The organism is Alicyclobacillus contaminans DSM 17975, from assembly GCF_000429525.1.
GTDB classification, from domain to species: Bacteria; Bacillota; Bacilli; order Alicyclobacillales; family Alicyclobacillaceae; genus Alicyclobacillus_A; species Alicyclobacillus_A contaminans.
This window is the reverse complement of record NZ_AUCA01000063.1, coordinates 1-10,420: the sequence shown is the minus strand read 5'-3', so window position 1 is coordinate 10,420 and position 10,420 is coordinate 1. Positions and strand designations below refer to the sequence as shown.

13 protein-coding genes are annotated in these 10,420 nt (G+C 58.3%); 11 read left to right on the top strand and 2 right to left on the bottom strand.

Annotated features, from left to right (window positions below; translation table 11 throughout):
* Window positions 1–105 precede the first annotated feature (105 nt).
* Together G463_RS0116020 and G463_RS20960 are read left to right on the top strand one after the other, a co-directional pair.
* Entirely contained in the window at window positions 106–297 is a 192-nt protein-coding gene (locus tag G463_RS0116020) for a hypothetical protein (RefSeq protein ID WP_156900265.1), read from the top strand.
* On the top strand, window positions 294–1,415 hold the full coding sequence (locus tag G463_RS20960; RefSeq protein WP_245575927.1) for a molybdopterin-dependent oxidoreductase: 1,122 nt from the start codon (window positions 294–296) through the stop codon (window positions 1,413–1,415). Before G463_RS0116020 ends, G463_RS20960 begins: the two co-directional genes overlap by 4 nt.
* A gap of 179 nt (window positions 1,416–1,594) precedes the next feature.
* On the opposite strand, the gene G463_RS0116010 is transcribed toward G463_RS20960, so the two are convergent.
* A complete protein-coding gene (locus tag G463_RS0116010) occupies window positions 1,595–2,179 on the bottom strand; it encodes a macro domain-containing protein (protein WP_035487753.1) in 585 nt (194 codons plus the stop codon).
* Between the two features lie 288 nt (window positions 2,180–2,467).
* Between G463_RS0116010 and G463_RS21990 the strand changes: the two genes are divergently transcribed.
* The 3 genes from G463_RS21990 to G463_RS0115995 all read left to right on the top strand — a co-directional run bounded on the left by G463_RS21990 (window position 2,468) and on the right by G463_RS0115995 (window position 5,704).
* Entirely contained in the window at window positions 2,468–2,884 is a 417-nt protein-coding gene (locus G463_RS21990; RefSeq protein ID WP_156900264.1) for a phasin family protein, read from the top strand.
* A gap of 7 nt (window positions 2,885–2,891) precedes the next feature.
* The gene (locus G463_RS0116000) at window positions 2,892–4,580 is read left to right on the top strand and encodes an ABC1 kinase family protein (protein ID WP_026975958.1); all 1,689 of its coding nucleotides are present in this window, start codon (window positions 2,892–2,894) and stop codon (window positions 4,578–4,580) included.
* Between the two features lie 125 nt (window positions 4,581–4,705).
* Window positions 4,706–5,704: a zinc-binding alcohol dehydrogenase family protein gene (locus G463_RS0115995; protein WP_026975957.1), complete on the top strand. Its 999-nt coding sequence runs from the start codon at window positions 4,706–4,708 to the stop codon at window positions 5,702–5,704.
* Window positions 5,705–5,755: 51 nt separating this feature from the next.
* Here the strand turns inward: G463_RS0115995 and sfsA are convergent, their stop codons facing one another.
* Window positions 5,756–6,466 carry a DNA/RNA nuclease SfsA gene (gene sfsA / locus G463_RS0115990; protein ID WP_026975956.1) on the bottom strand — a complete coding sequence of 237 codons (711 nt, stop codon included), beginning with the start codon at window positions 6,464–6,466 and terminating at the stop codon, window positions 5,756–5,758.
* A gap of 513 nt (window positions 6,467–6,979) precedes the next feature.
* Here sfsA and G463_RS0115985 point away from each other — a divergent pair.
* The 6 genes from G463_RS0115985 to G463_RS0115960 all read left to right on the top strand — a co-directional run bounded on the left by G463_RS0115985 (window position 6,980) and on the right by G463_RS0115960 (window position 10,242).
* On the top strand, window positions 6,980–7,918 hold the full coding sequence (locus tag G463_RS0115985) for a Phenylacetic acid catabolic protein (RefSeq protein ID WP_026975955.1): 939 nt from the start codon (window positions 6,980–6,982) through the stop codon (window positions 7,916–7,918).
* Between the two features lie 59 nt (window positions 7,919–7,977).
* Window positions 7,978–8,298, top strand: a complete 321-nt coding sequence (locus G463_RS0115980) for a metal-sulfur cluster assembly factor (protein WP_026975954.1) — start codon at window positions 7,978–7,980, stop codon at window positions 8,296–8,298.
* The gene (locus G463_RS0115975) at window positions 8,295–8,567 is read left to right on the top strand and encodes a hypothetical protein (RefSeq protein ID WP_026975953.1); all 273 of its coding nucleotides are present in this window, start codon (window positions 8,295–8,297) and stop codon (window positions 8,565–8,567) included. The genes G463_RS0115980 and G463_RS0115975 overlap by 4 nt, the downstream gene beginning before the upstream one ends.
* Window positions 8,524–9,129 carry a Phenylacetic acid catabolic protein gene (locus G463_RS20950; protein WP_051322380.1) on the top strand — a complete coding sequence of 202 codons (606 nt, stop codon included), beginning with the start codon at window positions 8,524–8,526 and terminating at the stop codon, window positions 9,127–9,129. The genes G463_RS0115975 and G463_RS20950 overlap by 44 nt, the downstream gene beginning before the upstream one ends.
* Entirely contained in the window at window positions 9,096–9,281 is a 186-nt protein-coding gene (locus G463_RS24120; RefSeq protein ID WP_084171810.1) for a PaaD-like zinc ribbon domain-containing protein, read from the top strand. The genes G463_RS20950 and G463_RS24120 overlap by 34 nt, the downstream gene beginning before the upstream one ends.
* A gap of 133 nt (window positions 9,282–9,414) precedes the next feature.
* The gene (locus tag G463_RS0115960; RefSeq protein ID WP_026975952.1) at window positions 9,415–10,242 is read left to right on the top strand and encodes a PaaX family transcriptional regulator; all 828 of its coding nucleotides are present in this window, start codon (window positions 9,415–9,417) and stop codon (window positions 10,240–10,242) included.
* Window positions 10,243–10,420: the final 178 nt, after the last annotated feature.

Below are 10,420 nucleotides of genomic sequence, written 5' to 3'. Positions count from 1 at the left end.
ACACCACGCCGCGCCAGTTTGTCCACTGGCACGGAAATCCGCCACGCGGGCACGCCAAAGCTCACGAAGCTCTGCCAACTCGGCCTTCGTCACGATGATCCCTCCATGATTGGATTCTGGGGGGATCATCTCGCAGAAGAGGGCCTGGCGCTAGGTGTGCGCTATTTGACGCTCACTGAGCAACAGCATGAGCAACAGCATGAGCAACAGCATGAGCAACAGCATGAGCAACGAAACCGGTCATTGACCCAATTCCGGGAACTACGTATATCCGACGGTTGGGAGGTGGTGTGGTGAAGCGATGGTTTAAACACGGGAAATGGCCGCGCTGGATGATCCGCCTGCATTACTACACCATCATTTCCTTCATTCTATTGATGTTGACGGGGGTTGCTTTGTTCGCGCCCAGCGTTCACGCCGCGCTGATTTCGTACTTACCGGTGATCTATTACATTCACATCGTGCTCGGTATCATCTTCGGCGTGACCTTGCTCACACCGTTGCTGGCACCACTGCCTGCAGGGAAATTGATTCGCCGGTTAGACTGGTTGTTTCCGCTGGTGCTTGGGGCAATCATTGTGATCACGGGTCTTCTCATCTGGCAGGTAGCCCTGTTTCCGACGACGTGGCGCAGCCGGGCTTTTCACTGGCACGGGTGGATGTCGTACGCGCTGTCAGTGTGGCTGCTCTTGCATGCCGCGTATAAGGCGGTGGGTTATCGGCCGGCCAACGATGGTGTGAATGCCCGGATGGATCCAGCGCGAAGGATGTTTTTGAAGTGGCTGGGCACCGGTATTGCAGGTGCTGCGGTGTTGACCGTGGTCGATCCGGTGGGGCTCCTGAAGCGCTGGATGACCACCGGAAACAGCGGTGCAGGAACCGGCAGCCCAACGGACGATTTCGCTGCCTACTACACGGTGACAAACGGCTATCCCTCGATGGACCTGGAGACTTACAGATTGACCGTCGACGGTTTGGTAGCCCGTCCGACCACGTTGACATGGAGCGAGCTCATGGGCCTCAGTCCATTCCAGGAGCAGGCCGACTTTCACTGTGTGACGGGGTGGAGTGTTTCGAATGTCCAATGGCGAGGCGTTCACCTGAAATCTCTCGTGGACTTGGTGCAGCCTTCTCCGCACGCGAGCTATGTGCACTTTTACTCGTTTGACGGTGCCTACACGGAATCGCTGTCTTTGTCAGAAGCGCTCGATCCGACCGTGTTGCTGGCTTATCAGCTGAACGGTCAGCCTCTGCGTCCACAACAGGGGTTTCCATTGCGCTTGGTTGTCCCCAAGATGTACGGATACAAGTCCATCAAGTGGGTCAACAGAGTCGAATTCAGCGACAAACCTCTGGTTGGCTACTGGGAGGCACGGGGGTATCCCGATGAGGCCTACGTCGGACGTGGGATGTAGGGGAATCATCCCATCCTCCTTGTCGTTGTGTCCGCCTGGCCGCCCAGGTTTCACTCGGCAGGGATGGGGTGTGCCTGGGCATCACCGGGCCGAGTTGGCCATCTGCCCTCGACTGAGGCTGTCGACCTGACCGCAGATTCGCCGGCATGCTGGACAGAGCGTGCTGCCCCCCTACCCATTCAATTCGTGCCCTTGATGAGTTCGCGCAGTGTCTCCGCATAGACGTCGTAGTCCGCGCGGGTGAAGAGGACCATGCGCACTTCGTTTAGCCGGTCGGTTGCCGACAGCTCCTGCTTACTGCTCTGGTTCAGGAAGTCGACAATGGTACTGAGGGCAATCCCGGAGGCCCAGCGCACGTCACAGCCGAAGGCGCCCGTGCTGATGGACGGGAAGGCAACAGATTGCAGGCCTGCGTTCGCCGCCAACTGCAGCGAGTTCCAGTAGGCCAAGCGGAGAAGGCGGTCGGGATGGGGATCGATTCTGCAGATAGGTCCCACCACGTGGATCACATGCCGAGCTTTCAGTCGATAGCCCCCGGTCATCACCGGTTGCGCCGTCTCCACATAGGCGCCTCCCAGCACCTCTTGGCGGATACGTTTGCACTCCTGAAGAAGCTCCGGACCGGCGGCCCGGTGAATGGCGCCATCCACTCCGCCTCCGCCGAGCAGGGTCTTGTTGGCCGCGTTGACGATGGCGTCCACGTCCTGATGGGTAATGTCTCCCTGAACCAGGGTAATGGTTTTGCCGCTCACGCGCACTTGCATCATCAGCCCCCCCTCACCTTCACACGACATTCGCATGAGTACATTATCTTCGAAATCTGGCATATGTGAAGCCGATGAGTCCACGCATCGGGCAAGTTGGCGAGCGGCTCCACAGAGCCGAAACAGGTGATAGGGGCAAGGCTACAATGTATCAAGCCAAGGACCGGACGAGACACCGGTGATGATGTCCCGGTGCGCGGACACCGGAAACAGGACATAGTAATATATAATTGACGGCTTTCGCGGGAAACTTGAAGTGAGGGATTGCGAAGAAGGGAGTTGATGGGCATGGACGGATGGTTCAAAGCGGTGATGGATCTCGGGCTGGGGATGGCGGCTCTGAGTAAAGAAAAAGTCGAGCAGAAACTCAAAGAGTGGACGGATGCAGGGCACCTGTCGCCGTCGGAAGCGCGGCGCATGATGAACACCCTCGTGGAACGCGGTGAGCAGGAACGGGCAGAATTGCGGCGCATGATCCAGGAACAGGTGCAGAGTTCACTGCAGAAGGTGGGGTTGTTGCCTGCGAACGCCATGGCCGCGCAGGAAGGTGCGAGTGTCCCGAAGGCCGCGGCGGACGAATCACAGGGGGGCGACCTGTCGCCGAGTGGTTCCGTGGATCTGGCGGATCGAGTGCAGCGTTTGGAAGCGCGCGTGGCCGAACTGGAGCGGCAATGGGAGGCGCACCTGGCAGCGAAGCAGGGGTAATGGGCGAATGAACGGGAGCATCTGGATTGGCAAACGCACACGTCACATCGCAAGATACCGGGAGATTGCGAACATTCTCATTCGAAATGGCTTCGGGTGGTTCGTGGACGAAATCGGGCTGGGCCACCTGCTCACACTGCCCCGGCGGTGGTTCAACACTCATCCGAGGGATGTTGTGTCCCCGGCGGAGCGGATTCGGCGCGTGGTTGAGCAATTGGGCCCCACGTTCGTGAAGATGGGGCAAATCGCCAGTTTGCGCAGCGACCTGCTGCCGCCGGACTGGATTCGGGAACTGTCCCGGCTGCAGGATGAGGTGCCGCCCATGCCCATGGCCACCGTGCGTCGCATTGTGGAAGCGGAACTGGGCGATCCGTTTGACGCAGTGTTCAAACAGTTTTCCGAGGTACCGGTGGGTTCGGCGTCCATTGGTCAGGTCCACCGGGCCGTGCTGCCCACCGGTGAAACGGTGGCGGTGAAAGTGCAGCGCCCGGAAATGCAGAGCCAGATTGAAACCGATTTTGACATCCTCATGGACCTCATTCACTTGGCGGAGAAACACTTCGACTGGGTGCGGCACTATCAGCTGGACGAGGTGGCCGCAGAGTTCCGTCACAGTCTGCTGAACGAAATGGATTACACGGTCGAGGCGCGCAACGCCACCCGCATACGCGGTATGTTTGAGAATGATGCCACCGTGTACATTCCGAAGGTGTATTGGGATTTCACCACCTCCAAAGTGTTGACGATGGAGTATGTGGAAGGCGTCAAACTGTCTAATCCCGCGGCGTTGGAGGCGGCAGGCTACCAGCCCAAACTGTTGGCGCATCGGGCCACCAAGGCGGTGTTGACGCAGATGCTGATGCACGGTTTTTTCCATGCCGATCCGCACCCCGGAAACTTGGCCGCTCTGCCCGGCAACACCGTGCTGTTTCTCGATTTCGGCATGGTGGGGCGCCTGACACCGGACATGAAAGATCGGTTTGCGGACCTCATCATCGGATTGATGCGGCGAAACACCGACGCCGTGCTGCGGGCCATCCACCGCATGGGCGTGGTGCCGCACGATGTGGATCCGGCGAAACTGCGGCGAGATGTGGACGAACTGCGGGACAAATATTACGACGTGGCACTGAGTGAAGTGAGTCTGAGCAAGATTGTGGGAGACATTTTCGGCGTGGCGTATCGCCACCGGATTCAGATTCCGTCGAACCTGTCGATGGTTGGAAAAACCTTGCTCACCATTGAGGGCGTGGCGGAAAGTCTCGATCCGACGTTTCGCATCATGGACGTGGCCGAGCCCTTTGGCCGAATGCTGCTGAAGGACAAATTCAGCTTTGGATCGCTTTCCCGTCAAGCGTACACCTCCCTCCTGGATCTATCCGAATTCCTCTCCGAATTTCCGAGGCAGGTGAGATCGCTGATGGAAGAACTGCGCCACGGCCAGGTCAAATTGCAGTGGGAACTGTCGGAATCCAAGACGTGGATTCGGAGGCTCGACCGAATCACCAATCGTATCTCGCTCAGCATCGTCCTTCTGGCATGGAGCATCTTCCTCGCCGGTTTAATGATTGCATCGGCCCTGACGAAGAAACAGTCGGTCATTTGGAACGCGCCGTTGGCCGAAGGCGGACTCGTGGTTGGGCTGCTCATCATGGTCTTTCTGCTTTGGTCCATTCTCCGATCCGGACGAAAGTGAGGGCAGGTGTGGCGCACGGTTCGACGCCGCGGCCCCCGGACTTAACGTGCGGGTGAGCCGTCCGCCATTTTGGTATATTCGAAGGGAAAAAGCATCTGATTTTATCGATGAAGGAGAGGGGCGACATGGACATGATGAAGGCCGTGGCGGTGGTCAAGGATGGATTGGCCGACGTGAAGGTGCCGCGTCCACAACCCGGTGAGCGGGATCTGTTGGTTCGGGTGCAGGCGGTGGCCGTCAATCCGGTGGACACGATTCAACAGCCGGCTGAGACGGGCCAGGCACCGCGTGTGATTGGCTGGGATGTGGCCGGTGTGGTGGAGGAAGTGGGGCCGAAATGCACTCTGTTCCGCCCGGGCGACGAGGTGTATTATGCCGGAGACATCACGCGGCCGGGCGGATTCAGTGAATATCACGTGGTGGATGAACGGATTGTGGGACGCAAGCCGAAAACGCTCAGTTTTGCGGAGGCCGCAGCGTTGCCGTTAACCAGTCTCACCGCCTGGGAGGGACTTTTTGAACATCTCGGCATCTCCAAACAGGGGATGGCGGGGGAACGTGTGCTGATTGTCGGCGCTGCGGGCGGCGTGGGATCCATTGCCACGCAGTTGGCGAACCGCGCTGGACTGACCGTGATTGGAACGGCGTCCCGCCCCGAATCCCGAGATTGGGTGTTGGCACATGGTGCGCATCACGTGGTGGTGCACGGTCAGGCGTTTGAGCCGCAGTTGTCCGAGCTGGGACTCTATCCGGTGGACTACGTGTTTTGCCTGAACGAAGTCCATACGCAATGGGACAATATGCTCTCTGCGCTCCGCCCCAAAGGCCGCATCTGCACCATTCTACCGCCGCGGGAACCGTTGAATTTCCGGCCGATGGCCGATAAGAGTGTCACCTGGTCCATCGAAGCGATGTTCACGCGGGCGAAATACCGAACGCCGGACATGGATGCGCAGCATCGAGCGCTGTCTCAGCTGGCGAACTGGATTGACGCTGGTGAGATCCGGACGACGCTGGCGGAACGCCGCTCTCCCATCTGCGCCGCCCAGGTGAACATTGCGTTTGCGAAACTTCGGTCGCGGCGGACCATTGGAAAAATTGTTCTGGAAGGGTTTCAGGATTAACCTGACCGGGCTTGGGCGAGCGCGTGGAACGAGATTCAGTCCGTACGCGATTCACGGCGCTTCGTCGGCGGGCGGTGTCAGGTTCACCGGCACCGGCTCGCCCAAACAGAGCTCGTCCGGTTTCACGGTACAGGTGTACGCGAGCACGCGAACGCCTTGTTTCGCGACGTTTGCCAAGGTGTGGGCAAAGTCGGGATCGCTCTGCCAATGGGGGGCGAATGCGTGCGCGTCCGGCCGCTGAATCAGGAAGAACACAGCGGCGTCGAAACCTTCCGCGCGGGCGTCGGCGAGTTCCAGAAGATGCCTGGTTCCACGCTCGGTGGGCGCGTCTGGGAACTTGGCCGTGCCCTCTTCCACCAGTGTCACGCCCTTCACCTCGATGAATCCACGGAAATCCCCAGTTTCGTATTGAATGTCGAACCGGGACCGCCGGTACCGCACCTCACGCTGGACGACCGCGGGATGGCCGAATGCCGTCAATTGGCCAGCGGCGATGGCGTCACCGACCAGGCGGTGGGGCGCTGCAGCGTCCACATTCACCCATGTGTCCCCCGACTGCACGGCGATGATGGAGAAGTTCGTTTTTCGATCCGCATGGCGCGCGGGTTCCAGAGCGACGCGAGCGCCCGCGACAAATAACTCCCGCAGTCTCCCCGTGTTCTTCACATGCGCCCAAACTTCTTCGTCCTCCATACGCACCCGGGCGAGGAAACGGTTGTGTCGTTTCAGCAAGGTTCCGTAGACAATCCCGTTGTAATGCATGTCCCATCCACCTCTCATCGACCAGGGGAAGAGCCTGCAGGCCGTATGTCCGATTTCCCGGCTGCGCCCGTCATGGCGGACCGGTTGACGTCATTGTATGACAAGCGTTCGTCCGGATCGACCAGTGAACGCGCGTCGTACTGCGGATTTCATGGTGCAGCCTGGGGGACCAATGGTATTGAAATATTACATATTCAACGATGTATGATAAAAATTTGTGTTGAAAGAGATCGGTGGCTTGGCGTTACACGGAAGCTGTCCGGTGGATTGGCGCAAATCGAGACCTTCTTCGAATGGCCCATCAGAGGCCGTGCACTGAGGGTTAAATTCTCCACATGGAAAGCACTTCTCGGCGCTCTGGCTGACTGCCTGAGCGTTGGTCGGTCATGTCCGTTCACAGTCGGATAGGGTGCTTCAATCCTGTTGTCCGAATATTGACTCGATAATGAATGTGATTTATATTACACTTATAAACGATATGTTTAGAATTTGGTGATATAAGGGGTGAGTCGTATGGCCGTGGATGCACGGGAGCGTTTGGTGGAGAAAATCCAAAGGGGATTTGTGGTCGAGACCATCGACGACATGACCGAGGAGTATCTGCACGCACTCATCCAAACGCTGACCATCACCGGAGACACGGAACTGCTCAGTGTGCCCGCGCTGCTGACGGTCTACAAGCAGGCGCCCACGCTCAACCGAAAGATTACCGCATTGGCCATTATGCAAGATGAGCTGGGGCACGCCCACATTGCCTATATTTTGCTACAGCAATTGGGTGTTGATGTTGAAGAACTGTTATACCATCGTGCTGCGCATCGTTGGAAAAATCCATATGCCTTCGACTTCGGCCTCGACAATTTTGTGGAATTGGGCGCGTTCAACGCCCTCTACGACCGCGCGGGTTACACGTTGTTGTCGGACGTGGGCAAGAACACATCCTACGGGCCGTGGCGCCGGGCGCTGGTGAAGGTCGATAAGGAGGAGTTGTTCCACCTGCGCAACGGTGAATCCATCCTGCGGGAAGCTGTCCGAGATCCGGAGCGGCGCAAGGAAGTCGAAAATGCGTTTCGCTGGATGTTCATCATGGGTCTGGAATTCTTCGGAGTATCAGATCAACTGAAGAGTCGGACCACGCAACTCGACCTGAAACTGAAAGGCAAGACGAACGACCAGCTGCGCCAGGAATGGCTGTCCAAAGTGGTCCCGTTCTGCGAGTCCATTGGCATTCAGGTTCCCGCCCACTTCGACGAGGCGAGCCAGCAATATGTGCTCGACTTCCCGTTTCCCTGCAAGTTTGACGTGGAGCGCCGGGAATGGCGGCTGAACGAACCGGACACCTGGGATAACGTCATACGCCGCTTCAAGGCGAGAGGGCCGGAGAACGAAGCGTTCGTGGCGCGCATCCAAAAGGGGTATCACGAATACGAGCGGTTGCGCCGGTCTTCGTGATCATCCCAGTTGACGAATGAAGACCTGTTCAGGCAACCGAGGGAAGGGAGGAGAAGGAAATGACCGTGGAGACGGGACGATGCTGGGTCGCATTGCAGGACGTTATGGATCCTGAGTTTCCGATTTCCGTGGTGGACATGGGACTGATTCGGGGGATTGATGTGGATGCGGACGGCGTGGTCAAGGTCACCATGACTTACACCTCCGTCGCCTGCGCCTGTATGCAGTGGCTGGAAGCCGACATTCGCAAATGTCTGCAGGAACTGGACGGCGTGGGGAGTGTGGCCATTGACGTGGTTTGGGATCCGCCGTGGAGCGTGGACCAGATGACTGACCGCGGAAAAGAAATCTTTCGCAGTTGGGGGGTGGCACCGGCGTGAGTACATCGGTGGAGTACCGCGCCTACGCAGTGTTCGCACGCAGTCAGCGCGGAGGACCGCTGTATCAAATTGGCTTCGTGGAAGCGTTTTCTGATGCGTTGGCGAAAACCTACGCGAACCTGACGTACGACGAGGAGAATTGGTTTGAACTGTGTGTGGTGCCGCTGGATGAACTGCGGTGGGTGATTGAACCACAGGGGGTGTCTGCGAAAGGGGAGAGTGGACGTGGCGGAGCCATCGTGGAGCAACGCGCTGGAAGCGCTGGCTGACAACAAATTTGTGCTTGGCGACCAACTGGTGGATGTGGGTATCAGTGCCCCGGAACTGGCGTCGGCTCTCGCGGCAGTGGCCATGGCCCAGGGGGAACTCGGGCATGCGCGCCATCTCTATCATTGGTCTCACGAATTGCAGGGGATTTCGAAGGAGATCCGAGCGGAGTCCGGGAAGGCCTTATCGGTCCTGCGCCACCACGAAAACTGGATAGAACTGATGGTTTCGCTGTTGGCCGTGAATGTGGCGGCCCGGGTCCTGCTGGAGCGGCTGCGCCAACTGAACGAGGCAATGGTGGTGTCGAAAACGGCGAAGATGTTGGTGGAAATGGCGGAGCACATCACGTTTGCCGGGGAGTGGTGCCGTCGCTTCCGCGCCGAGACGGGGGCCATTCCGGGACTGTTCCAGGCGGCTCTGTCGCGCCAGTCCGACGCGATTTGCGCCTGGCTTAGGGCGGTGGACGCAGAGATTGGTGGCGGGTCTGACATGGATATGGCGAATGCGTTCGTCCGGGAGATGGAAATGGTATGCGGCCCAGTGACCGTTCGCCATCCCGCGTAAAATCCCTGGCGGCGGTGCCGAAGAACCCGGTACAATGTCCGTTTTGTGGATCCGAACGCGTGCATCGCCTGTCCCAATTCGGCAAGGCGCAACTGGTGAGCCAGTATCTGTGTGACGATTGCCGCAGCGTCTTTGAACGCGTGCGCTGGTGAAATGGGGGCGGCGATCCTGTCCCGCAAAGACAGCATATCATTCCCTTCGGCTTTCTCGGCCAGGACTGCTGAGAGGGTCAGAGACGAATGGTAAGATATTCAGCAGACTGATTACGGGAATCGAGGGATCGTCATGCGACCGGTTTCACTATGCTTCACACTGTTCGGCGATTATTTCCGGGATCTGAACGTAGAAGTCTGGGTGGGCAGCCTGATTCAATACCTCGAGCCGTTTGGCATCACGTCGGGTGCGACCCGGGTTACGCTCTCGCGCATGGTGCAGCAGGGGTATGTGAGTGCGCGCCGCATCGGGCAAAAGAGTTTCTACCGCCTGTCGGAAAAGGGAAAGCGCCGCATTCTGGATGGCGTCACCCGCGTCTACGATTGGGAAGATCCGCGTTGGGATAGAAACTGGCAGGTGGTGTCCTGCAATCTGTTGGACATGGATAAAGACTTGCGCGACGCGGTGCAGAAGGAGCTGCAGTGGATGGGGTTCGGATCGCTCGGGCGAGGCATCTGGATTAGCCCGCATCCGCGGTACGCTCAACTGAAGCAGATGATGGATGAGTACCAGGTGCAGGCACGGGTGCACGTGTTCACGGGTGCGTATGAAGGACTGGGGTCAGCGCTGGACCTTGTCGAGCAGGCTTGGAACCTGGCTGAGATTGAAGAAAAGTATGAAGCCTTTCTGCTGGAGTTTGGCCCGCGCTACCAACGGGTGCATCAGTCGAGCATACAGGGTTCGCTTTCCGAGCGGGACGCATTCGTGGAACGGGCGCTCTTGGTTCACGAATTTCGCAAGTTTCTGTTTGTGGATCCGCGCCTGCCTCGAGAGCTGTTGCCGGCCAACTGGGCGGGGGAGAGGGCACGAAAGTTATTCAAAGACTTTCACGAGTTTCTCACGCCGAAGGCGGAACGATTCTTCTATGACCGTCTCGAAACGGCCGAGGCGGCGGGCTGAAAGACCAACGTGGCGGAAAACGGCGGCATCCAGAGGCGCGCACCGTTTTCCACACATCGAATCTTCAAATTTTAGAATTATCCAACTCAAGTTTCGCACCCGGTCTGAGTCAATAAATCCTTGGTGCGACTGGGATTTCAGGCGCTGAAAAGGCAAAAACACCCTCATTTTCTGGTAG

Excerpts from the sequence above, each read along its gene's own strand:
- G463_RS24120 (WP_084171810.1), top strand. The coding sequence starts at position 9,096 with ATGCGGCCCAGTGACCGTTCGCCATCCCGCGTAAAATCCCTGGCGGCG.
- G463_RS0116020 (WP_156900265.1), top strand. The coding sequence starts at position 106 with ATGATTGGATTCTGGGGGGATCATCTCGCAGAAGAGGGCCTGGCGCTA.
- G463_RS0115995 (WP_026975957.1), top strand. The coding sequence starts at position 4,706 with ATGGACATGATGAAGGCCGTGGCGGTGGTCAAGGATGGATTGGCCGAC.
- G463_RS0115960 (WP_026975952.1), top strand. The coding sequence starts at position 9,415 with ATGCGACCGGTTTCACTATGCTTCACACTGTTCGGCGATTATTTCCGG.
- G463_RS0115980 (WP_026975954.1), top strand. The coding sequence starts at position 7,978 with ATGACCGTGGAGACGGGACGATGCTGGGTCGCATTGCAGGACGTTATG.
- G463_RS0115985 (WP_026975955.1), top strand. The coding sequence starts at position 6,980 with ATGGCCGTGGATGCACGGGAGCGTTTGGTGGAGAAAATCCAAAGGGGA.
- G463_RS21990 (WP_156900264.1), top strand. The coding sequence starts at position 2,468 with ATGGACGGATGGTTCAAAGCGGTGATGGATCTCGGGCTGGGGATGGCG.
- G463_RS0116010 (WP_035487753.1), bottom strand. The coding sequence starts at position 2,179 with ATGCAAGTGCGCGTGAGCGGCAAAACCATTACCCTGGTTCAGGGAGAC.
- sfsA (WP_026975956.1), bottom strand. The coding sequence starts at position 6,466 with ATGCATTACAACGGGATTGTCTACGGAACCTTGCTGAAACGACACAAC.
- G463_RS0116000 (WP_026975958.1), top strand. The coding sequence starts at position 2,892 with ATGAACGGGAGCATCTGGATTGGCAAACGCACACGTCACATCGCAAGA.